Consider the following 23,055-nt stretch of genomic DNA (forward strand, 5'->3'; position numbering starts at 1 on the left):
GCGGGGACCAGATGCCGATCAACATCGAATATCGCGGGCCCGCCGACCTTCCGGAGATCATTCCGGTATTTCCATTGCCGGGCGCGCTCTTGCTGCCGCGCGGCCAAATGCCGCTCAACATCTTCGAGCCGCGCTACCTCGCGATGGTCGATGACTCCTTACGCGACGGCCATCGCCTGATCGGCATGATCCAGCCCGATGTGGCGCACTCGCCGAAGAATTCCGACAAGCCGGCGCTGTTCCGCGTCGGCTGCGTCGGCCGCATCACCCAGCTCGCCGAATCCGGCGACGGCCGCTACATCCTGGAGCTCACCGGCGTCTCGCGCTTCAGGATCGTCGAGGAGCTCGAGGTGCTCACCGCCTACCGGCAGTGCAAGGTGGATTTCTTCACCTATGTCGACGACTTCACCGCACGGATGGGCGAGGACGAAGTCGATCGCGAGGCGCTGCTTTCGGTGCTGGCGGACTTCTTGAAGGCCAACAATCTCAAGGTCGACTGGGAGGGCGTCGAGAGCGCGCCCAACGAGGCGCTGGTCAACGCGCTGGCGATGATGTCGCCCTATGGCCCGGCCGAAAAGCAGGCCATGCTGGAGGCGCCTGACTTGAAGACCCGCGCCGAGATTTTGATCGCGGTGACCGAGATGGATCTCGCCAAGAAGCGCACCAGCGGCGATCCGCCGCTGCAGTGAGGGCCTGAATGCTCAGGCAGCGCGTACGGCTGCTCCGGCACCCCGCCGCAGAATTCTGGCGATGTCGGATGCAGGCACCGGCCGGCTGAAATAGTAGCCTTGCGTTTCGACGCACCCCTCTTCACGGAGGATATCCAGCTGCTCCTTCGTTTCGACGCCCTCGGCGGTCGTCGTCTTGCCGAGGCTGACCGCGAAACGAACCACCGCTCGCGCGAGATGATGCGCCTCTGCCCTCGCGCTGGACAGTTCGTTGACGAAACTGCGGTCGATCTTGATCTTGTCGAACGGGAACTTTTGCAGAAAGCTCAGCGATGAATAACCGGTGCCGAAATCGTCGAGGGCGATTCGCACACCGAGATCGCGCAATTGGCCGAGGACTGCGAAAACAGCTTCGCTGTCATGCATGATCACCGTCTCGGTGACCTCGAGCTCGAGCCTGTGCGGCGCAACTCCCGAGCTCGCCAGCGCGCCGATAACGACCTGAACAAGCTCCTTGCTCCTGAATTGAGCGGGAGACAGGTTGACCGCGATCCTGACATCCGCCGGCCATTTGGCGGCTTCCGCACAGGCGGTTCTCAAGACCCATTCTCCCAGCGGCACGATCAAGCCGGTCTCCTCCGCAAGGGGGATGAATTGGCCCGGCATGACCAGACCTTGCTGCGGGTGATGCCAGCGTAGCAAGGCCTCGAAGCCGTTGACCTTGCCGGTCGCCGGGCTGACGAACGGCTGGTAGTGGAGCTCGAATTGACGGCCGGCAATCGCAACCCGCATGTCGCGCTCCAGATTGCGTCGCGCATGCATGAGCTCGTCGAGTTCCGGCTCGAAGAAACGGAATGCACCACGTCCACCACTCTTGGCCGAGTAGAGGGCGAGATCCGCGCTCTTCATGATCACGTCGGAATCGTTGCCATCGCGCGGCGCGATGGCGATGCCGATGCTGGTGCCCACCGTGACCCGGTGATCGCCGAGATCGAACGGCTCGCAAAGCGCCTTTCTGATGTTCTCGGCAAGGGCGGCGGCCTCCACGGCCGGGTTGGTCACGTAATCGATCACGGCGAACTCGTCGCCGCCCAGTCGAGCAATCAACGCGGTTTCCGTGGTGCATTCGCGCAAACGCGCAGCGACGGCGCGCAACAGGGAATCACCCGTCGGATGTCCTAGCGTGTCGTTGACTTCCTTGAAGCGGTCGAGGTCGAGCATGAGTACAGCCAGATCGAGGCCGCCATTGCGCGTAACTGCAATGGCATGCTCCATCCGATCCCTGAGCAGCACGCGATTTGGCAAGTCGGTCAACGCATCGTGTTGTGCCATATGAGCGATCTTGGCCTCGGACCGGCGTTGTTCGGTGACGTCAAGATGCGTGGCCACCCACCCGCCGCCGGCCATTGGCTGTCGCGTCACGCAGATCAACCGGCCATCAGCGAACTCGTCGATTCTGCTCGAGACTGCATCGTACGGCAACGCGGCCAGTTTCGAGAGGAATTGCTTGGCAGCGCCTTCGCTGGTGTCGCTCTTGAGGAGGCCGGTCACGACGCGATGCCTGATGATGTCGGCGTGCGGTGTCCCCGTCCTCAGCAGTTCCGGCGGCAGCTGATAGAGTCGGGCATAACGCTCGTTGCAGACGACGAGCCGCTTCTCCGCATCGAACATGCAGAGAGCCTCGACCATGTTGTTGATGGCCGTATCGAGCCTGAGTTTCTGGTCCTGGATTTCCTGTTGCGAATCTTCCACCTGCTGCCGGGCGAGCGAGAGCTCGCTGATGATCTGCTCGAATCTGCTGGTTCTGGTCGCAAGGCGGCGATCCGCCAGCACGCCGACGAAGCTCATCCCGAGCACCGACAGGGCCACGCCCGCAATTGCCACGGCAAGGAAGTTCGGAGAAAGCGACAATGTATCGTTTGCCAGCGTGGGGTCTGGAACGATCTGCACGGCCCCCATGGCCGTGAAATGGTGCGACACGATGGCGAGCGTCAGCAGCAGCGCCGCAGCAAAGGTCCCCCGCTTGTCCTTGCGGCCCAGGGCAACGGCGAGCGCAGCGTAGCCCAGGACCATGCCGAGGACGATCGAGATCAACACCAGCCCCGGCGACCAGGTCACACGACCCGGCACCTCGAGGGCCCACATGCCGATATAGTGCATGCTTGCAATGCCGGCGCCGATAATGCCGCCACCGGCAGCTGCGCGCCACCGGCCGGAATTGCTGACGGCAACGCCAAAACCGCCTGAGGTCAGGATCATCGCCGCGGCGAGCGACAGCGCAGTCAGAACGAGGCCGTAATTGGTCGAGACGCCGGGCTCGTAGGCGAGCATTGCGACAAAATGCGTTGCCCAGATTCCGTAGCCGATGGCGGCGCCGGCAATCGCAATCCAGATCACCCGCGCCCAGGCTCGCGAGGCGACCGCACGATGAAAGATGCTGACCGCAACGATACTTGCAACGAAGCAGACCAGGCCGGCAAGCAGGACGAGGCGCCAATCGTGCTCGACCGTAAGGCAGGAATAAACACGGAACATCCAATACCGCTCCCCTCGTCAATGTCGTCGATGGTGGATCGGCTAAACGTGCTTCGCGTTAATTTTGTGCAACGCCTGATTGCGTGCTTACCAGCGGGTTAACGCTGCCTGTGGAATTTACGGAAATTTGCGTTTGAGGTGTCGCGCCATCGACGGCAGGCGGACGTGCGCGGTGATCGGCAACGAACGTCTAGAGGTGAGTGCGGATGCGCTTGCGTCCGGTGATCATCGCGCGGATCAGGTTCTCGCGCTGGAGAATCCCCATCAGCACCACGCCCACGACGTGCAGCACGACCAGGACGATGACCGCGTCCGATGAATAATGGTGGGTGTCTTCGACCCACCAGACGCCGAAGAAGGTGACGGTCACCGACATCGCTCCCGTGATCGTCGAGACGGCGAGCGAGGCCAGCAGCGCCACCAGCATCAACGTGCCGGCGGGATTGAGACCGATATAGCGGCCGGTCATGCCGCGGCGCAGGTTCCAGAGATAGCCTGGCGCCGCGCGAAGCCTGACGCCGACCATGCGGAAGCGCGAATAGCGGCTTCCCCAAAAGCCCCAGACCAGGCGGAAGGCCAGCAGCCCAAGCACGGTATAGCCGACGATGCGGTGCAGGCGGTCATAGACGGTGGGGGTGAACCACGCGGCCAGAACACAGATCGCGAGGGCCCAGTGCCAGAGGCGCAACGGGAGGTCCCAGACCGCGATCGTCCGCGGAGCGGTTCGATCCGCGGGGGTCCTGTCGGACGCCCCGCGCGCTTCTGGCACCGCTTCTTCGATCAAGCGCAGACCACCCTCAAGCCTTACTTTGCGCAGATCACTTCGCGCAGGTTATTTCGCGGAAATTATTTCGCGACCGTGTGCTTCAGGCTGAGGTCTTCAGGGCTGTAGAACAGCTCGTAGAGCTTGCCTTCCTTGACGCCATAGACCTCATAGCACGAGCCTTCGATCTTGGAGCGCCGCACCTCGTAACCGAGCGCCTTGGCCTTGGCTTCGGCTTCGCTCGCCGGCTTCCACGACGCCTTGTCGAGCTTGGTGCAGTCCTTGAAACCGTCGGCCATGGCCGTCGATCCCGCGCCAATCCCGATCGTCAGTGCCATGGCAACAACACGAATGACCTTCACGAACCTCTCCTCCTTTGTCGTGGGCGCTGCGCGGGAAGCCGCGGAGCGAGACCGAAGGAAGCGAAGGAGGGTGTGAAGTCAATCCGGTTCGGGCATGGATCGCTTTAGATAAGTTCTAACGTCGGCCAAAAGCTGAGTGCTCTCCGTACGCAGTGTGCTTTTGGCGGGCCTCTGCGGCCTTACGTCTCACGGGCCGCAGGCGCGCCGGTCGGGCCGGTCATCGCTGGGTCGCGCTTCGCGCAACGGGATCGTTGCGTTGCAGCCAATCCGTCCAGGAGAGCCGACCGCGAACGCCGTGGCTGACGACGAAGCCCATGCCGCGCGCCTTCGCGTCCGAAAGGTTCATCGGCAGGATTTTTCGATGCAGTCGCCTCGCGTCCTGATACCGGCGAGCCAGCGAGACGAGCTCAAGGTCTTCGGGACCGCCAATCTCCGCGCGCTCGCCACGCATCCCGTCGAAGGCGCAGGCCACGACGTGGTCGGCGACATCCGACGTATCGACGGGATTGAACAGCGTCGTCGGCACCGGCCAGACCGGAAGCCAGGCGAGGCCCGAGAGCAGCCTGTCGAGCAGATAGTAGAACGGCATCGCGCGGACCAGCGACCAGGACAGAGCCGACGCACGCACCAGCCGTTCGCCAGCAAGCTTGACGCGCGCGTAGGGCAGGGTTGCCTCATCGAGGCCGACGATCGAGACGTGGAGGAAGTGCCGCACCCTGGCCTCCCCGCAGGACGACAGCAACCGCCCGGTGCCCTCGACGTCCACGGCGGAGGGCGACGTGAAGAAGTCTGTCGGGCGAATGCCGCCGCGCCGCGCGATCGGCGAATAGGTCGCCGCATTGATGACCGTATCGACATCATGCAGCGCTTCCCGCAACCCTGCGCCTGTAGCGAGATCGCCGCTCGCCCATTCGACATCCGATCGCGTGCCCGGCGATCGCGCAAACACCCGGACGTGACGTCCGTCGCGAACGAGGCGATCGACGATATCCCGGCCAAGATGGCCTGTGCCTCCGGTGACGAGTGTCAGAGCCATGCTTGAAGCTCCATCTGTAACGGCTCGCCGTTCGCCGTGGCGAGATAGCGTTCATTCGCGAGGCTCAATAGCCGGCAACCGCCATGGCAACGACGGCGCTGAGCGCCATCCAGCCGAAATGCCGGCCGCGCGTGGCCCATGCGTTGGCGCAGGCGGAGAAACCGAACACGCAGGCCATGGTGATGACGATCCAGTGGCGCGCCGGCGCCGAATCCATCCAGGGCGCCGCGATCAGGAGCACGCCACCGCCGATCCAGGCGACGGTCGATGCCTGCCAGACCAGGCGGATCAGGGTGCGCAGCCGTTCCGGCTCGATGCTCGCGCGAGGAAAGACCTTGGTCTCGCCGAGGATGCCATGGATCAGGGCCACGATGATGGTCAGGACGCCGGCGCACTGAAGCAAGAGATCACGCATCGATATCTCCATACATAACTGTACGGAGACATAGGGACTGGCCTGCCGCCTGTCAATACAGTACTGTATGGACTGTATGGTCCGATTCCGGAACCCGACATGACCGAACAGCTCTCCGCCGACGACTGGACCAGCCAGGGCCTGAAGGCCCTCGCGAAAAGTGGTTTCACCGCGCTGAAGGCCGATCCGCTCGCGAAGGCCATCGGCGTCTCGCGCGGCAGCTTCTATTGGCATTTCGCCGATCTCGGCGCGTTCCATGCCGCCGTGCTGAAGCGCTGGCGCGAGATCGCGGCCGAGCAGATCATCGCCGATGTCGAAGCCGCCAGCGACGAGCCGCTGAAGGCGCTGCTGCGCAGGTCCTTCGGCGCGCGGCTCGATCTCGAACGGGCGGTCCGCAACTGGGCGGCATTCGATGCCGCCGCGCAAGCCGCGGTGCGCGCGATCGACCGCCGCAGGCTCGACTATATCGAGCAGCTCCTGGGCAAGCGCGAGCTTGACCCGGCAACGGCGCAGGCTCGCGCGCAGATCCTCTATTGGACGTTTCTCGGCTTCGCCCTGTCGGGCCCGCCGGTGCCGGCGGCACGGCTCCGGGGCCTGATCGACGAGCTGCTGCGGATGATCTCTGCCGAGTGACGCCAACCGGCATCCCCTTCGCTCGAAAACGCCCTGGCCGGCGCGATGGGCGGACGCGAATTTCTGTGCTAGAGGCAGCCAATCGCCGGAGACCCCCATGAACGCGCCCACCGAACGCCCCGAAACCAGCGTCGATCCCAAATTGCTGGAGATCCTGGTCTGCCCGCTGACCAAGGGCCCGCTCGAGTTCGATTCAGCAAAGCAGGAGCTGATCTCGCGCAGCGCCAAGCTCGCTTATCCGATCCGCGACGGCATCCCGATCATGCTGCCGGAAGAGGCGCGCAAGATCGATTGATCTTGGCGCGATGGCTACATTTTCGCTGTCGTCCCGGCGAAGGCCAGGACCCATAACCACAGGGAGAGGTTGTGGCGCGAAGCTGGCAACTCCAGGTCTTCGCAAAACTGATGCTGCGGCGTATGGATCCCGGATCTACGCGCGCTTGGGGCGCGCTTGTCCGGGATGACGAGCGGAGTTTAGAGCGGCGACATTTTCCTAAAGCGCCTCGCCCTTCAACAACCTTGGCACCTCGCCCGTCAGCCCCGCGGCCTGGCGGATGAAGAGATTCTTCAGCGGGGGCGCGCGGTCGACGAGGCCGAGGCCGATGTCGCGCACGGTGCGCAGCAGCGTCGACTGGTTGGAGAACAGGAAATTCAGCGAGTTTGTGGCAAGGCCCATCGCCATGGTGTCGAAACGGCGCCAGCGCTGGTAGCGCTCGAGCACGTCGGCCGCGCCGAGATCCATGCCGAGCCGCGCCGCATCGACCACGACCTCGGCCAGCGCCGCGACATCCTTCAGCCCCATGTTGAGGCCCTGGCCCGCGATCGGGTGGATGACATGGGCGGCATCGCCGACCAGCGCGAGGCGCTCGGCGATGAAGGAGCGCGCCACGAAATAGGACAGCGGAAACGCGCGCGGCTTGTCGAGCGCCTTCACCTCACCGAGATGCAGGCCGAAGCGCTGCTCGAGCTCGCCGTGAAATTCCTCGTCGCTGAGCGCAATGATGCGCGCAGCCTCAGTCCGGCGCTCGGTCCACACCAGCGAGGAGCGCTTTCCGGATAGCGGCAGGATCGCGAAGGGACCTGCGGGCAAGAAGTGCTCTTCGGCGCGGCCTTCGTGATCGCGCTCATGGCCGACGGTGACGACGATGCCGGACTGATCATACTCCCAGCCATGGGTGGCGATGCCGGCGCGCTCGCGCAGCTTCGACCTCGCACCATCGGCGGCGACCAGCAGGCTGGCCGCGATCACGCTGCCGTCGCCAAGGGTCACGTCGATGCCGTCGGAACGCGCGTCGTAGGAGGCAACCGTGGTGGCGCGCAGATCGATGCCCTCGGCCTCGGCACGCACCACCAGCGCGTCGATCAGGCGGCGGTTCTCGACCATGTGTGCAAAGGGCTCGCCCGGCGCGACGTCGCCGGCGAAGTTCAGGAACACCGGACGCGTGGCGTCTTCGAGCTTGGAATCGGTGACGACCATGTCGAGGATCGGCTGCGCCTCGCCCCTGACGTCGTCCCAGGCGCCGATCGCCTCGAACAGGCGGCGGCAGGCGGCCACGATCGCGGTGGCGCGCGGATCGCGGCTGGGACGCGTGCTGAGGGCCGGGTCGGCGACGATGACGGGAATCTCCGGCCCGAGCCCCTGACGCAGCGCGAGCGCCAGCGCCAGGCCCGCAAACGCGCCGCCGCCAATGACAATGCTACCCTGTACCGACATACCCGAATTCCCGGCTAACTCTTGGTCTTGCTAGCAGACTTGAGCTGGGCGAAACAGTGCGGTGAAACAAGGGCGGAACGGCCCAATTCCGTCATTCCGGGGCGCGCGGAAGCGCGAACCCGGAATCCAGAGGTTATCGCTCGGGATTCCGGGTTCATCGTTGGCGCGATGTCCGGAATGACGAGGCATTTGAAAGCACCATCATGTCCAAGAGCCTGATCGACCTCATTTCGATCCTCGACCTCGAGCAGCTCGAGGTGAACCTGTTCCGCGGCAACAGTCCGAAGACGAGCTGGCAGCGGGTGTTCGGGGGTCAGGTGATCGGGCAGGCGATGGTTGCGGCCTGCCGCACCGTCGAGGGGCGCCTGCCGCATTCGCTGCACTGCTATTTCATCCTGCCGGGCGATCCGCAGATCCCGATCATCTACCAGGTCGAGCGCCTGCGCGACGGCAAGAGCTACTCGACCCGCCGCGTCACCGCGATCCAGCACGGCAACGCAATCTTCTCGATCATGGTGTCGTTCCATGCCGAGGAGGAGAGCGCGTTCGATCACCAGGACAAGATGCCGGATGTGCCGCCGCCGGAAAAGCTGACGGCGGAGGAAGTGGCGAAGCAGCCGCTGTTCAAGGAGATGCCGGAGTTCATTCGCCGCTACTATGAATCCGACCGTCCGATCGAGCTGCGCCCGGTCGAGCTCGGCCGCTATTTCGGCCAGAAGATCGAGGACGGCCGCATCCACGTCTGGATCAAGACCGCGGCGAAGCTGCCCGACGATCCGGCGCTGCACATGTGCGCGCTGGCCTACGCATCGGACTTTTCGCTGCTCGATGCGATCATGGCGCGCTACGGCCGCACGCTGTTCGACAAGCGCATGATGCCGGCGAGCCTTGACCACGCGATGTGGTTTCACCGCCCGTTCCGCGCCGACGAATGGCTGCTCTACGCCCAGGATTCGCCGAACGCGCGCAGCGGCCGCGGCTTGACCCGCGGCTCGATCTTCAAGCCCGACGGCACGCTGGTCGCCTCCGTCGCGCAGGAAGGCTCCGTGCGCGAGCGGAGGTAGCGCTCAATAGGCGCGAGCTGCCGCGCCGCGGTCGACCAGCGCGAATTGCGACACGAACCAGCGGCCGTACCAGCGCAGCATCCACGGAATCGGGATGAGGAGGCTGCACGCCAGCGAGAACACCACCGATCGCCACAGGATCTGCCAGCCGCTGCCGTTGAATGCGACCTCGCGCCGCGTGCCCTCGATGTTCCGGCAATTCCAGCGCATCCAGAACGCGATCACCCAGGCCCAGCCGATGATGGTGATGGTCGAGATCATCATCAGCAGGTACCAGCCGACATAGCCGATCGCGCTGCCCTGGAACGAAAGCGGCAGACGCTCGCCGTTCGAGGTGAGGTTGGCAACGATCCAGCGCAGGATCACCCAGGCGAGAAACGCATTGGCGATCACGGCAAGGAGCGGCGCGAACGATATGCCGGTCGCGCCGGCGTAAGTCAGGAGCGCGTTGGCCATCAAGGCCCACCAGATGTCCATCGGCTGGCCGGCAAAGCCGAAATTCGGGCGGCCCGGAACCTGGATGTGCGACGTGATGTATTTGTAGAACCAGACGGTGACCCAGGGTGCGGGGATCACCAGCAGGATGCCGATCACGAACACGATGCTGCGGCCGAGAAGGCCGAACGCGCTGAAATCAGCCGTCAACGATCCCCCGGCAGCACCGCCATAACCACCGCCGCCCATCATCGGCGGGCCGCCGGCCGGAATCATCGGCGGCGCGCCGCCGCCGACCAGGCCGGGAATCTCGGCGGCCTTCTGCCAGCCGGCCATGCCCTCGGTCCACACCAGCGTGTCCGGGCGCACGACGCCCTGGGCGATCAGATCGCGGAATTGCCCGTCCGGAAAGGGCCCCTGCTGCTTGCCCTCGGATGCGTAGAACCAGCTCGCCATGAAGCGTCCCCCTTAAACATACTTATGTACCGGCTGGGACGCTTCGGTTCACCGCATCCATGCCAAAAATGCATTGTGAAGGATGAACGGCTGCCCTGTACAGAGGCGGCCGTTCACAACGCCAAACGTTTTTCCGCTTCAATCTGCAACTTTTTTATGCCATTTGCCCGGAAAGATGCCAGATTGACGCGGCGCCGGGGACATACGGCGCGGCGCATCCCGGGGAATAGGCCTGACCATGAAACTCGTCGTCGCGATCATCAAACCCTTCAAGCTCGATGAGGTCCGCCAGGCCCTGACGGCGATCGGCGTCCACGGCATGACCGTGACCGAGGTCAAGGGTTATGGCCGCCAGAAGGGCCACACCGAGATCTATCGCGGCGCGGAATATGTCGTGAACTTCCTGCCGAAGCTGCGCATCGAGATCGCGGTCGCCTCCGATGTCGCCGACAAGGCGGTCGCCGTGATCACCGCGACCGCGCGCACCGGGCAGATCGGCGACGGCAAGATTTTCGTCACGCCGATCGACCACGCGCTGCGCATCCGCACCGGCGAAACCGACAGCGACGCGCTCTAAATTCGACTGTGTCGCGGGACCCTCATGGTGAGGAGCGCGGAACGCGCGTCTCGAACCATGAAGGCCCGGCTCTCGCCCGTGGCCATCCTTCGAGACGCCCGCTTGTCGCGGGCTCCTCAGGATGAGGGTGGAGTGCGGTGATGCAGTGAGACTAACTCTTGTCTAGATCGCAGCGGGCAACGACGCCACAGCTGCGACGCAATTTCTGTGCTGGGGGAACGACATGGCGGGATTGTTGCGCCGCGCGGCCGCTATGGCTGCGCCGATCGGGTTTGCATCGGTCATCGCGTCGCCGGCGCACGCTGCAGGCTCCGAGATCAACACCGCCGACACCGCCTGGATGATCGTCGCCACCGCGCTGGTGCTGATGATGACGATCCCCGGCCTTGCGCTGTTCTATTCCGGCATGGTGCGCAAGAAGAACGTGCTGGCGACGATGGCGCAGAGCCTTGCCGCCGTGACGATGATCTCGATTCTCTGGGTCGCGTTCGGCTATTCGCTCTGCTTCGTCGGCGACGGCCCATGGATCGGCACGCTCGATCGCTGGTTCCTTGCGGGCATGACGCTCGAGAGCGTCAACCCGGCGGCGAAAACGATCCCGGAATCGCTGTTCATGCTGTACCAGATGACGTTTGCGATCATCACGGTGGCGCTGGTCGCGGGCTCGGTCGCCGACCGCATGCGATTCTCCGCCTATCTGCTGTTCTCCGTCGCCTGGTTCATCTTCGTCTACATTCCACTGGCGCATTGGGTCTGGGGCGGCGGCTTCCTCGCCAGCATGGGCGTGCTGGATTTCGCCGGCGGCCTCGTCGTGCATCTGTCGGCCGGCACCGCCGGCCTCGTCGCGGCGAAGGTGATGGGACGCCGTCACGGCTACGGCACCGAAAATCTCTCGCCGTTCGACCTGTCGCTCGCCGTGATGGGCACCGGCCTGTTGTGGGTCGGCTGGTTCGGCTTCAACGGCGGTTCGGCCGGCGCGGCCAATTCGCGCGCGGTGCTGGCGATCATCGCGACGCATCTGGCCGCCTGCTCCGGCGCGCTGACCTGGGGCGCGATCGAATGGTCGACGCGGCGCAAGCCCTCCGTGCTCGGCATGATCTCTGGCGCGGTGGCAGGCCTCGGCACCATCACGCCCGCCTCGGGCTTCGTCGCGCCGTGGCATGGCATCGTCATCGGCATCATCGCCGGGGCGGTTTGCTACTGGGCCTGCACGTGGCTGAAGCACCGCTTCGACTATGACGATTCGCTCGACGTGTTCGGCGTCCACGGCATCGGCGGTCTGACCGGCACCCTGCTCGCCGGGGTGTTCGCAACCAGCGCCATCGGCGGCACCGCCGGCCTGATCGAGGGCCATCCGCAGCAGCTTCTGATCCAGCTTTATGGGGTCGCCGTCACCTTCATCTGGTCGGCAGGGGTGAGCTTCATCCTGCTCAAGCTTGTCAGCCTGTTCGTGCCATTGCGCGTATCCCGTGAGCACGAGCTCGAGGGACTGGATATTTCGCAGCACGGCGAGGCGTTGCAGTAAGCCGCGGGCAGCCGGTTCGAAGCCCTGAGCACCCTGGGGTCACTCGGGACTTGCGTGATACATAAGCGTGTGCTTATGTATCGTCATGATCGAAGCCGACATCTTCAAGGCGCTGGCCGACCCGACGCGTCGAAAGGTCTTTGAGAAGCTCGCTGGCGGAAGCCTGAATGCGAGCGCCTTGCGCGACGGGTTGGAGATCAGCCAACCGGCGATGTCGCAGCATCTCGCGGTGCTGCGCGCGGCAGGCCTGGTGCGTGAACAGCGGCAGGGCCGCTTTGTGAACTACGAAGTCGACCCAGACGGAATCGTCGCCATCGGGGCATGGCTTGCGCGCTACCGCGCCTACTGGCCGCAGCGCATGGAAGCACTCGCCGATCTCTTGAAGGACATGGATCAATAAGAATCTGGACCAATAAGGACCTGGACCGATGAGCGACGCCGCGAAGCCTGATCGTCCCGACGAAGCCCTGGTGCTTGAATATGAATTCGATGCGCCGCCAGCAAAGGTCTGGCGCGCCGTGACCATTCCGGCCTTGCGCGAGCGCTGGCTGCCGGATTGCGACCTTGCGGGCGCCGTGCCGGAATCGACGATCGCAGGCGAAGAGGTGCGCTACCGGCTTCGCGATTCGGAGCCGCCGTTTCGCGAGAGCCACGTCATCTTCCGGATCGAGCCGAACGAGGATGGCGGCACCCGCTTCCGCATCATCCAGCAAGCCTGCGACGACCTCGCGAAACTGCCGCAGCCGGCCAACACCAATTGCTGCCTGATGATGGCGGCCTAGCAGCAAAAGACTTCATCACCTGCAAACATGGAGGTCGCCAATGCGCGACATGCTTCAGCTCGTCCCTATGGTGGTCGAACAATCCACCCGCGGCGAGCGATCCTTCGACATCTATTCGCGGCTCTTGCGCGAGCGCATCATCTTCCTCAACGGCGAGGTCAATGATGCGATGTCCGGACTGGTCTGCGCGCAACTCCTGTTCCTGGAGGCGGAGAACCCGAACAAGCCGATCAACCTCTACATCAATTCCTATGGCGGCGTGATCACCAGCGGACTGGCGATGTACGACACCATGCAGTTCATCAAGGCGCCGGTCCATACGCTGTGCATGGGCACCGCACGCTCCATGGGTTCGTTCCTGCTGATGGCCGGCGAACCCGGTCACCGCGCCGCCCTGCCCAATGCCAGCCTTCACGTGCATCAGCCACTCGGCGGCTTTCAAGGCCAGGCGTCTGACATCCTGATCCATGCCACCGAAATGCAGGACACCAAGCGGCGTATCATCCGGCTCTATGCGCAACATTGCAGGCGTCCCGTGGAGGAGGTGGAACGGACCCTGGACCGCGACCACTTCATGACCGCGCAGCAGGGGGTCGAGTGGGGATTGATCGACCGGGTCTTTGCGGAGCGCGACGCTGCCTGACGGTCCGACGGCGGCTTCAGCCAGATACCGTCCGGCAAGCTTTGTTCTGCCCAAGCTGCTCGGCCGGTTGCGCGCATCCCGTGAGCACGAGCTCCAGCGGTTCGGTATTTCGCCGCACGGCGAAGCATTTCAGTAGCTCTGCCCATAATTAGATACCTTTTTGCTGCCCGACACATGAGCAACATTGTGTCGGCAGCCTGTCGTGCACTTATTTTGAGCAGACGTGACCAGCTTTTGAGCGCGACGTAATAGCGCACTGCACTGCAGCACGCGTCAAACGCGAAAACCCCCGCTTTCATAGTCCGTTAGGCAACACGCCCGTTCTGGCACGGCATTTGATTCTAGGGGTCCGGCTGTGCCCGCGTAGTGAAACTTCTCCCTCGTGGCGAACCAGTCGAGAAACGCCCGGCCACGTCCGGACCGGGCCCAAGCGGGGATAGGACCCATGAAAATTGTTATGGCGATTATCAAGCCATTCAAGCTGGAAGAAGTCCGTGACGCCCTGACCGCCATCGGCGTTCACGGTCTCACGGTGACGGAAGTCAAGGGATATGGCCGCCAGAAGGGCCATACGGAAATCTATCGCGGCGCTGAATATGCCGTGAGTTTCCTGCCCAAGATCAAGATCGAGGTCGCTGTCGCCTCCGACCAGGTCGACAAGACCATCGACGCCATCACGTCCGCTGCGAAAACCGGACAGATCGGCGACGGCAAGATCTTCGTCATCAACCTCGACCATGCGGTTCGTATCCGCACCGGCGAGGCCGATGCCGCGGCCCTCTGATTTCGCGCTCAACCTTATCCAATCAGGAGTAAACAATATGACGTTCAAGCGTCCCTATGGCGCGGGATTGGCGGCTCTCGCAGTCGGCCTGTTCGCTGCGACCGCAGCCTATGCCGAGCCAACGGTCAACAAGGGAGACAACGCCTGGATGCTGACATCGACAGTCCTCGTGCTGTTGATGACGATCCCGGGTCTTGCGCTGTTCTACGGCGGTCTCGTCCGTTCCAAGAACATGCTCTCGGTCTTGATGCAGGTCTTCTACACCGTCTGCGTCGTCACCGTGATCTGGGCCGTGTACGGCTACAGCCTCGCCTTCACCGGCGGCTCCGACTTCATCGGCGGCTTCTCCAAGGCCTTCATGATGGGCGTCACCACCGACTCGAAGGCCGCGACCTTCTCGGTCGACGCCAACATCTCGGAGCTCATCTACATGTGCTTCCAGATGACCTTCGCGGCGATCACGCCCGCCCTCATCGTCGGCGCCTTCGCCGAGCGCATGAAGTTCTCGGCGATCGCTCTCTTCATCCCGCTCTGGGTCACGCTGATCTACTTCCCGATCGCGCACATGGTCTGGTACTGGCCCGGCCCGGACGCGATCCAGGATGCGGCCAAGGCTCTGGCTGCGGCGACTGATGCAGCGGCGAAGACCGCGGCGCAGGCCAAGCTCGACGAGATCAACGCCGACGCCGGCTGGATCTTCAAGAAGGGCGCGATCGACTTCGCGGGCGGCACCGTGGTGCACATCAACGCCGGCATCGCAGGTCTCGTCGGCGCTCTCTTGATCGGCAAGCGCACCGGCTACGGCAAGGAGCTGATGGCTCCGCACTCGCTGACCATGTCGATGATCGGCGCCTCGCTGCTCTGGGTCGGCTGGTTCGGCTTCAACGCCGGCTCCAACCTCGAAGCCAACGGCGGCGCTGCCCTCGCCATGACCAACTCCTTCGTCGCCACCGCGGCCGCCGCGCTGTCGTGGATGTTCGCGGAGTGGATCGTGAAGGGTCACCCGTCGGTGCTCGGCGTCATCTCCGGCGCTGTCGCGGGTCTCGTGGCCGTCACGCCCGCCGCCGGCTTCTCCGGCGTCATGGGTGCGATCGTCCTCGGTCTCGTGGTCGGCGTGGTCTGCCTGTTCTTCTGCACCGTCGTGAAGAACGCGATCGGCTACGACGACTCCCTCGACGTGTTCGGCGTGCACTGCATCGGCGGCATCGTCGGTGCTCTCGGTACCGGCATCCTGGTGAACCCCGCCCTCGGCGGCGCCGGCATCATCGACTACACGGCGATCCCGCCGAAGGTTGCCGATTACGACTTCGCGGCGCAGATGGTGTCCCAGTTCTGGGGCGTCTGCACCACGCTGGTGTGGTCGGGCATCGGTTCGGCGATCCTCTACAAGGTCGTCGATGTGATCGTTGGCCTCCGCGCCAATGTCGAGAGCGAGCGTGAAGGCCTCGACATCACCGAGCACACCGAGCGCGCCTACAACATGTAACTCTCCTCCCGGGGCGCGGTCTCTTCGGAGGCCGCGTCCACAACTACGGTTTGGGCACATACCCGGCAATGCCCCGACCGTTGAGGGGCTCCAGCGCAAGTTGGAGCCCCTTTCTTTTTGCCTGATCCCGGCGAAGAAAAAGATTGCCATTCCGGACAACGGGCGCAGAAATATCGACCACAACGAACAACAAACCGGGAGGTCGCCATGCGTTTGGAAGGTGGATGCTATTGCGGCGAGGTGCGCTATGTGGCCGAAGGCGACCCGATGATGCAGGCGCAGTGTCATTGCCGCGAGTGCCAGTACATCTCGGGCGGCGCGCCCAACACCTTCATCGCGATGCCGGCGGCCGGGTTCAGCTACATCATCGGGCAGCCCAAGCAATTCACCCGCAAGGACCTCGAGCGCGCCGTGACGCGCGAGTTCTGCGCCGAATGCGGCACCCATCTGGTGACCAAGGTTCCGGGCCTTCCCGCCGCGATCCTGAAGGTCGGCACGCTGGACGAGCCGGAGCAGTTCCATCCGCAGATGGCGATCTACACCTGCGACAAGCAGGAATTCCACGCGATCCCCGCCGGCATGGCGACGTTCGAGAAGCTGCCGGGACACTGAACGCCTATACCGCGCAACTCGTCATGCCCGGGCTTGTCCCGCCTGCGCGGCCGAAGCTGCTCCGGCGAGGCGAAGCCCCGGGCATCCACGTTCTTGGACGCGGCCGGAAAGGCCGTGGATGGCAGGGACAGGCCCTGCCATGACGTCGCCGAAATATCCACGTCCCGACAGGAATATGATCAAGCTCCGCGGGCCGCCTCGAACCGGCGCCATGCATCCCGTTGTTATCCGGCCCCAAAATTCCCGCTCTGGACGGGGGCGGCGACCGATGGTTAATCGCGTCTTAACCTCGCCCTATCTATGGTGAACTGAACCGCTTCCCGCCGGCGCCTTGGTACGACCGGCTGTTCCAAGAGTGCTGGCGTCCAGAATGGCTATGATCGCTTCATCCCGTGCGCCCCTGGAAGCTGGAAGCTCCGACAGCGAACGCTCGCCCTTCGTCCGGCTGAACGAGCTGCTGGCACCCCATCAGCCCGGCAAGTCCTTGATTACGCTTGCAGTCGGCGAGCCCCAGCATCCCGTGCCTGATTTCGTCGGCCCGGTGCTGGCCAAGCACATCGCCGATTTCGGCCGTTACCCAATGAACCAGGGCACCGAACCGTTCCGGAAAGCGGCGAGCGCCTGGTTGTCGTCGCGCTTCAAGCTGCCGCGGCCGCTCGACCCCGCGGGCGAGATTCTCGTCCTCAATGGCAGCCGCGAGGGGCTGTTCCTCGCCGCGATCACGGCCGCGCGCTATGTCGGCCCGCGCCCCGGCAAGCCCGCCATCCTGATGCCGAACCCGTTCTATCCGGTCTACGGCGCCGGCGCGCGCGCCGCGGCCTGCGAGCCGGTCTATCTGCCGACCACCGTCGAGAACGGCTTCCTGCCCGATCTCAACGCCATCGACGAGGCGACGCTGGCGCGCACCGTGGCGTTCTACCTCGCCTCGCCCGCCAATCCGCAGGGCTCCGTCGCCAAGCCCGATTATTTCAGGCGGTTGAAGCAGCTCGCCGACCGCTACGGCTTCGTCATTCTCAGCGACGAGTGCTATTCGGAGATCTACACCCGCGAGGCTCCGGGCAGCGCGCTCGAATGCGCCGGCCCCGATTTCACCCGCGTGGTTGCGTTCCAGTCGCTGTCGAAGCGCTCCAACCTGCCGGGCCTGCGCGTCGGCTTCGCCGCCGGCGACAAGAAGTTCATCGGCATGTTCCTCGAGCTGCGCAACATCGCAGCGCCGCAGGTGCCGGTGCCGCTCCAGCATGTCGCCACCGTCGCCTATGGCGACGAAGCGCATGTCGAGGAGAATCGCAGGCTCTACCGGATCAAGTTCGACCTCGCCGACCAGATCATCGGCAATCGTTACGGCTATCGCCGGCCCGACGGCGGCTTCTGCGTCTGGCTCAACACGTCCGAGCTCGGCGACGACGTATCCATCACGCTCAGGCTCTTCAAGGAAGCCGGCGTGCGCGTGGTGCCCGGCAGCTATCTGGCGCGGCTCCAGCCCGACGGCTTCAATCCCGGCGCAGGCTACATCCGCCTCGCGCTGGTGCAGGATGGCGAGACCACGGCACAGGCGCTGCACCGCCTGGTCGAGACTCTGGGTTAGGCGGGGCCCGTGAGCATGTCGGCAATCGAACGTGTCATTCCACTGGTCGGCCATCTGCCGCCGTCGATCCGCGAGGCGCTGACGCGGCGCGTGCGCGAGCTCGCCGGCCTCGGCCTGATCGCGCTGTCGGGGCTCGCCTCGGCCGCGCTCATGACCTGGTCGGTGCAGGATGCAAGCCTCAGCCACGCGACCTCGCGGCCGATCCGCAACATCCTCGGCTATGCCGGCGCGATCGGCGCAGACCTTGCGATGCAGATCCTCGGGCTCGGCGCGATCATGCTGGTCCTGACTGTCGCGGTCTGGGGCTGGCGCATGATGACCCATCGCCCGTTCGACCGCGAGGCGCTGCGGCTCGGCTCCTGGATTCTCTGCACCGTGATCGCCGCGGGCTTTGTCAGCTGCTGGCCACACGGCGGCGCATGGCCGCTGCCGACCGGACTCGGCGGCGTGGTCGGCGATGCCCTGGTGCGCGCGCCCGCGGTGATTTTCGGGCCGCCCGGCACGATCTATCGCACGGTGCTCGGTGTGATCCTGTTCGCGGCGATGGCCGCGACTTTCCTGATCGCCTGCGGTCTTGGCGCGCGCGAGCATGACGACGAGCTCGCCGAGATCGAGGATGACGACAAGCCGCTCGATGAAGACGAGGAGAGCGATCGCGGTTCGGTGTCGCTGGGCTGGCTGTTCCATGCGCTGATGAGCACCAAGGCACGCCTGATCTGGCTGTGTGGTGCCGCTTACCGCTCGCTGGTCTCGAGCGGGCCGAAGACCAAGGTCGCTGCGTTCAGCCGCCAGGAGCCGAATCTCGGCGGCCGCGCCGCGCCCCCGATCTCGCCGCAGTCCGAAGACGAGGACTACGAGCACGAGGAAGAGGAAGACGAGGAGGAAGAGGAGGAGCCTGCCGCGCGCGCGCCGCGCAAGAAGGCTGCTCCGAAGGCTGCGGCCAAGAAATCCTCCGACAAGTTCGAGCTTCCGTCCGTGTCCGTGCTCGCTGCGCCCAAGGCCGGTGATCGCCAGCCGCTCAGCAAGGCCGAGCTGGAAGCCAATTCGCGCGCGCTCGAAGGCGTGCTGCAGGACTTCGGCGTGCGCGGCGAGATCGTGAAGGCCAATCCGGGTCCCGTCGTCACGCTGTACGAGCTGGAGCCGGCGCCCGGCATCAAATCGTCGCGCGTGATCGGACTTGCCGACGACATCGCCCGCTCGATGAGCGCGCTGTCGGCGCGCGTCGCTGTCGTGCCCGGCCGCAATGCCATCGGCATCGAATTGCCAAACGCCCATCGCGAAAAGGTCTATCTGCGCGAGCTGCTGGTCGCCAAGGAAACCGTCGACACGGTTGCCAAGCTGCCGCTCTGCCTCGGCAAGACCATCGGCGGCGACCCCGTCATCATCGACCTCGCGCGCACCCCGCACATGCTGATCGCCGGTACCACCGGCTCGGGCAAGTCGGTCGCCATCAACACCATGATCCTCAGCCTGGTCTACCGGCTGCGTCCGGACCAGTGCCGCCTGATCATGGTCGATCCGAAGATGCTCGAACTCTCCGTCTATGACGGCATTCCCCATCTGCTCACGCCGGTCGTGACCGACCCGAAGAAGGCCGTGGTCGCGCTGAAATGGGCCGTGCGCGAGATGGAAGAGCGCTACAAGAACATGGCCAAGCTCGGTGTGCGCAACATCGACGGCTACAACACGCGCCTGCTCGAGTTGAAAGCCAAGGGCGAGGAGCCGACGCGCACGGTGCACACCGGCTTCGACAAGGAGACCGGCAAGGCGATCTACGAGGAAGAGAAGCTCTCGCTCGACCCGCTGCCCTACATCGTCATCATCGTCGACGAAATGGCCGACCTGATGATGGTCGCCGGCAAGGACATCGAAGGCGCGGTGCAGCGCCTCGCGCAGATGGCGCGCGCCGCCGGCCTGCACGTGATCCTGGCGACGCAGCGTCCGTCGGTCGACGTCATCACCGGCACCATCAAGGCGAACTTCCCGACCCGCATCGCCTTCCAGGTCACCTCCAAGATCGACAGCCGCACCATTCTGGGCGAGATGGGCGCCGAGCAGCTGCTCGGCCAGGGCGATATGCTCTACATGGCCGGCGGCGGCCGCATCAGCCGCGTGCACGGGCCCTTTGCGTCGGACGACGAAGTCGAGAAGGTGGTGCGCCACCTCAAGACCCAGGGTCAACCGGAATATCTCGAGGCTGTCACGGCCGAAGAGCCGACCGAGGACGAGGACGGCGGCGCCGTGTTCGACGCCAGCGGAATGGGCGCGGATGGCGGCGGCGATCTATTCCAGCAGGCCGTTGCCATCGTCAAACGCGACCGCAAGGCCTCGACCAGCTACATCCAGCGCCGCCTGCAAATCGGCTATAACCGCGCCGCATCGCTGATGGAGCGCATGGAACTGGAAGGCATTGTCGGTCCCGCCAACCACGCCGGCAAGCGCGAGATCCTGGTCGAGGAAGAAGACAGCCATATGTGAGGCGAGCCGCCTCAAAACACTATTTCACGCAGAATCGATATCTGCTTTTGCCCGAAATCACGCTAAAAGGCGCCTAGCCATACAGGACGACGCGTTGATCAGACATCCGGACATTCGATTCGCTGCCACCATCGCCGCGCGAAGCGCGCGCGTGGCCGGCGTGCTTCTCGTCACCGCCGCAATGGTGACCGCGGCGTCGTTCGCGCAGACCGTGCCCGTGCCGAAGCCCGCGCCGAAGGGCCGCGATAGCGGTCCGGCCGCCGGCGGGCCCGCGGTCACCGGCGCGACCCAGACGCCGCCGAATCCGATCATCCCGGATCCGCGCCGCAACGTGCCGAGCAGCATCTTCCAGACCTTCGACGCCAGCCAGAAGGCGCAGGCCGCCAAGGTCAGCGCCTATCTGTCCTCGCTCTCGACGCTGGTCGGGAATTTCGTCCAGGTCGGTCCCGACGGCAGCAAGACGCAAGGCGATTTCTACATCCAGAAGCCGGGCAAGGTGCGCTTCGAATATGACGCGCCGAGCCCGATCGACATCGTCGCCGACGGATCATCGCTGGTGGTGCGCGACCGCAAGCTCGCCACCCAGGATGTCTATCCGCTGTCGCAGACGCCGCTGCGCTTCCTGCTGTCCGATCGCATCGACCTGATGAAGGATACCAATGTCGTCAACGTCTCGGCCGACGACGTCTTCGTCAGCGTCACCATCGAGGAGAAGCAGGCGCTGGTCGGCACCAGCCGCCTCTTGCTGATGTTCGGCGCCAAGGACGGCCAGCTGAAGCAGTGGACCGTCACCGACCCGCAGGGCTACGACACCACGATCGCGATCTACAATCTCGACGCAACCAAGAAGCTCGATCCCGGCATGTTCAAGATCGACTTCACCAATTACGGTCCATCGCCGGGCTGACGGTGCGTAGGGTGGGTTAGCCCTGCAGATGCGCAAAGCGCATCTGCTCGGCGTAACCCACCACTGTTTATCTCCGTAGGTTCAAGGTTGGTGGGTTACGCCTTCGGCTAACCCACCCTACAATTTCGGCCCTGTGGACAAGCATTTTCCCTGCGCCAATCCATGCTAAGACGCATCCCTCATGCGTCTTTCCCTGACAACCTGGAACATCAATTCGGTGCGGCTGCGCATCGATCTGGTCGCGAAATTCCTCAAGAGCGCGCGGCCGGACGTGCTGTGCCTCCAGGAAACCAAGTGCATCGACGACGCCTTTCCGCTGAAGCGTTTCAAGCGGCTCGGCTATGAGCATGTCGCGCTGAACGGGCAGAAGGGCTATCACGGCGTCGCCATCGTCTCGAAGATCCCGTTCGAGTCCAAGGACATCCGCACCTTCTGCGACAAGGTGGATTCGCGCCACATTTCCGTGTCCTTCGGCGACAGGGCCAGCATCGCAAAGCCGCTGGTGCTGCATAATTTCTACGTGCCGGCCGGCGGTGACATTCCCGATCCCGCGCTGAACGAGAAGTTCGATCACAAGCTCCGCTTCCTCGACGAGATGAAGGCCTGCGAGCCGCTGCATCCGCGCGGTGAGGACCGCCACATCCTGGTGGGCGATCTCAACGTCGCCCCGCATGAGAACGACGTCTGGTCGCACAAGCAGCTCCTGAAAGTGGTCTCGCACACGCCTGTCGAAACCGAGAAGCTGAACGCGGCGCTCGCAGCCGGCGAGTGGGTCGACGTCGCGCGCGAGCGCATCCCGATGTCGGAAAAGGTCTACACGTGGTGGAGCTATCGCTCCGCCGACTGGACCGTCGGCGACCGCGGCCGCCGCCTCGACCACATCTGGGTCTCGCGCGCGCTGAAAGATGCGGTCCAGGACTTCAAGATTCTCCGCGACGCGCGGAGCTGGGAGCGGCCGTCGGACCATGTGCCTGTCACGGTGACGCTGGAGGTTTAATTTCGGAAGCCCGTAGCCCGGATGGAGCGAAGCGCAATCCGGGTCAGTCTTTCCGTAGGCGAGAATCCCGGATTACGCTTCGCTCCATCCGGGCTACGAAGCTACGACCTCTCAAGTCGTCAGCTTCGCACCGGCCATCAGGATATCGCTCGCGATCTGGCTGGAGCGAACGGCGAATTCGTCGCGCAGGCGAACGGCGGCGGCGGGGTCGCTTTCGAGCACGCGCTGAAACAGGCTGCGCGCGACGCGGATGACGGAGGAATGCTCCAGCGCGATCGCGCTCGACGGCCGCTTCATCGGCACCACCAGCGCGAGCTCGCCGATCAGCGCGCCGGGACCTGCGATCATCTCGGCGCCGGCGCCGTCCTCGACCCGGAAGGCGCCGCGCTGGACCACGAAGCCGGCATCGGCGTCGTCGCCGAGATTGAACAGAATGTCGCCGCGGACGAAGTCACGCTGCTCGGAGCCGATCGCCAGCATGCGCAACGAGGCGTCTCCCAACAGGCGCAATGTCGGGACCCGCTCGAGAAGCGCTACGTCGTCGTCGATTGACATTCAGATCCGAGGCTCAAGGGCACGCGATCTAAAACGATTCGCA

24 protein-coding genes are annotated in these 23,055 nt (G+C 64.4%); 16 read left to right on the forward strand and 8 right to left on the reverse strand.

Going from position 1 to position 23,055, the window contains the following annotated elements; genetic code table 11:
- The first annotated feature begins 11 nt into the window (after positions 1–11).
- Complete coding sequence (locus E4K65_RS38940) at positions 12–689, forward strand: LON peptidase substrate-binding domain-containing protein (RefSeq protein WP_135178611.1); 678 nt, start codon at positions 12–14, stop codon at positions 687–689.
- A gap of 12 nt (positions 690–701) precedes the next feature.
- On the opposite strand, the gene E4K65_RS38945 is transcribed toward E4K65_RS38940, so the two are convergent.
- From E4K65_RS38945 to E4K65_RS38965, 5 genes are all read right to left on the reverse strand, one after another.
- Entirely contained in the window at positions 702–3,203 is a 2,502-nt protein-coding gene (locus E4K65_RS38945) for an EAL domain-containing protein (protein WP_135178612.1), read from the reverse strand.
- Between the two features lie 190 nt (positions 3,204–3,393).
- On the reverse strand, positions 3,394–3,987 hold the full coding sequence (locus E4K65_RS38950) for a cytochrome b/b6 domain-containing protein (protein ID WP_209312132.1): 594 nt from the start codon (positions 3,985–3,987) through the stop codon (positions 3,394–3,396).
- A 62-nt stretch (positions 3,988–4,049) separates the two neighbouring features.
- Entirely contained in the window at positions 4,050–4,328 is a 279-nt protein-coding gene (locus E4K65_RS38955) for a PepSY domain-containing protein (RefSeq protein WP_027543822.1), read from the reverse strand.
- A gap of 217 nt (positions 4,329–4,545) precedes the next feature.
- Entirely contained in the window at positions 4,546–5,364 is an 819-nt protein-coding gene (locus E4K65_RS38960; RefSeq protein ID WP_135178613.1) for an SDR family oxidoreductase, read from the reverse strand.
- A gap of 64 nt (positions 5,365–5,428) precedes the next feature.
- Positions 5,429–5,779, reverse strand: a complete 351-nt coding sequence (locus E4K65_RS38965) for a hypothetical protein (protein WP_135178614.1) — start codon at positions 5,777–5,779, stop codon at positions 5,429–5,431.
- A 99-nt stretch (positions 5,780–5,878) separates the two neighbouring features.
- Here E4K65_RS38965 and E4K65_RS38970 point away from each other — a divergent pair, with 99 nt between their 5' ends.
- Positions 5,879–6,412, forward strand: a complete 534-nt coding sequence (locus E4K65_RS38970) for a TetR/AcrR family transcriptional regulator (RefSeq protein WP_135178615.1) — start codon at positions 5,879–5,881, stop codon at positions 6,410–6,412.
- Positions 6,413–6,509: 97 nt separating this feature from the next.
- Entirely contained in the window at positions 6,510–6,707 is a 198-nt protein-coding gene (locus tag E4K65_RS38975; protein ID WP_011083431.1) for a Trm112 family protein, read from the forward strand.
- A gap of 198 nt (positions 6,708–6,905) precedes the next feature.
- Here the strand turns inward: E4K65_RS38975 and E4K65_RS38980 are convergent, their stop codons facing one another.
- Entirely contained in the window at positions 6,906–8,126 is a 1,221-nt protein-coding gene (locus E4K65_RS38980; RefSeq protein ID WP_135178616.1) for a ubiquinone biosynthesis hydroxylase, read from the reverse strand.
- Between the two features lie 203 nt (positions 8,127–8,329).
- Here E4K65_RS38980 and tesB point away from each other — a divergent pair, with 203 nt between their 5' ends.
- A complete protein-coding gene (gene tesB, locus E4K65_RS38985; RefSeq protein WP_135178617.1) occupies positions 8,330–9,190 on the forward strand; it encodes an acyl-CoA thioesterase II in 861 nt (286 codons plus the stop codon).
- A 3-nt stretch (positions 9,191–9,193) separates the two neighbouring features.
- Here tesB and E4K65_RS38990 read toward each other — a convergent pair whose 3' ends face one another.
- Entirely contained in the window at positions 9,194–10,081 is an 888-nt protein-coding gene (locus E4K65_RS38990) for a DUF4339 domain-containing protein (RefSeq protein WP_135178618.1), read from the reverse strand.
- A 238-nt stretch (positions 10,082–10,319) separates the two neighbouring features.
- Here E4K65_RS38990 and E4K65_RS38995 point away from each other — a divergent pair, with 238 nt between their 5' ends.
- From E4K65_RS38995 to xth, 12 genes are all read left to right on the forward strand, one after another.
- On the forward strand, positions 10,320–10,658 hold the full coding sequence (locus E4K65_RS38995; RefSeq protein WP_008142802.1) for a P-II family nitrogen regulator: 339 nt from the start codon (positions 10,320–10,322) through the stop codon (positions 10,656–10,658).
- 223 nt (positions 10,659–10,881) lie between these two features.
- Positions 10,882–12,183 (forward strand): ammonium transporter, encoded by a 1,302-nt coding sequence (locus tag E4K65_RS39000; RefSeq protein WP_135178619.1) that lies wholly within the window; start codon positions 10,882–10,884, stop codon positions 12,181–12,183.
- A gap of 85 nt (positions 12,184–12,268) precedes the next feature.
- Complete coding sequence (locus E4K65_RS39005; protein ID WP_135178620.1) at positions 12,269–12,583, forward strand: ArsR/SmtB family transcription factor; 315 nt, start codon at positions 12,269–12,271, stop codon at positions 12,581–12,583.
- A gap of 28 nt (positions 12,584–12,611) precedes the next feature.
- On the forward strand, positions 12,612–12,965 hold the full coding sequence (locus E4K65_RS39010) for an SRPBCC family protein (RefSeq protein ID WP_135178621.1): 354 nt from the start codon (positions 12,612–12,614) through the stop codon (positions 12,963–12,965).
- Between the two features lie 40 nt (positions 12,966–13,005).
- Complete coding sequence (locus E4K65_RS39015; RefSeq protein WP_135178622.1) at positions 13,006–13,608, forward strand: ATP-dependent Clp protease proteolytic subunit; 603 nt, start codon at positions 13,006–13,008, stop codon at positions 13,606–13,608.
- Positions 13,609–14,053: 445 nt separating this feature from the next.
- Complete coding sequence (locus E4K65_RS39020) at positions 14,054–14,392, forward strand: P-II family nitrogen regulator (RefSeq protein ID WP_008142813.1); 339 nt, start codon at positions 14,054–14,056, stop codon at positions 14,390–14,392.
- 37 nt (positions 14,393–14,429) lie between these two features.
- Positions 14,430–15,878, forward strand: coding sequence for an ammonium transporter (locus E4K65_RS39025; protein ID WP_038965116.1), 1,449 nt, complete (start codon positions 14,430–14,432; stop codon positions 15,876–15,878).
- Positions 15,879–16,085: 207 nt separating this feature from the next.
- Positions 16,086–16,490, forward strand: coding sequence for a GFA family protein (locus E4K65_RS39030; RefSeq protein ID WP_135178623.1), 405 nt, complete (start codon positions 16,086–16,088; stop codon positions 16,488–16,490).
- Between the two features lie 370 nt (positions 16,491–16,860).
- Positions 16,861–18,075, forward strand: a complete 1,215-nt coding sequence (locus E4K65_RS39035; protein WP_135178624.1) for an aminotransferase class I/II-fold pyridoxal phosphate-dependent enzyme — start codon at positions 16,861–16,863, stop codon at positions 18,073–18,075.
- A 9-nt stretch (positions 18,076–18,084) separates the two neighbouring features.
- On the forward strand, positions 18,085–20,553 hold the full coding sequence (locus E4K65_RS39040; protein ID WP_135178625.1) for a DNA translocase FtsK: 2,469 nt from the start codon (positions 18,085–18,087) through the stop codon (positions 20,551–20,553).
- Between the two features lie 151 nt (positions 20,554–20,704).
- Positions 20,705–21,460, forward strand: coding sequence for an outer membrane lipoprotein carrier protein LolA (locus E4K65_RS39045; protein ID WP_135178636.1), 756 nt, complete (start codon positions 20,705–20,707; stop codon positions 21,458–21,460).
- A 181-nt stretch (positions 21,461–21,641) separates the two neighbouring features.
- A complete protein-coding gene (gene xth, locus E4K65_RS39050) occupies positions 21,642–22,457 on the forward strand; it encodes an exodeoxyribonuclease III (RefSeq protein WP_135178626.1) in 816 nt (271 codons plus the stop codon).
- Positions 22,458–22,568: 111 nt separating this feature from the next.
- On the opposite strand, the gene E4K65_RS39055 is transcribed toward xth, so the two are convergent.
- Positions 22,569–23,012, reverse strand: a complete 444-nt coding sequence (locus E4K65_RS39055; RefSeq protein ID WP_135178627.1) for a cyclic nucleotide-binding domain-containing protein — start codon at positions 23,010–23,012, stop codon at positions 22,569–22,571.
- Between the last annotated feature and the right edge of the window lie 43 nt (positions 23,013–23,055).

Source organism: Bradyrhizobium niftali, from assembly GCF_004571025.1.
Lineage (GTDB): Bacteria > Pseudomonadota > Alphaproteobacteria > Rhizobiales > Xanthobacteraceae > Bradyrhizobium > Bradyrhizobium niftali.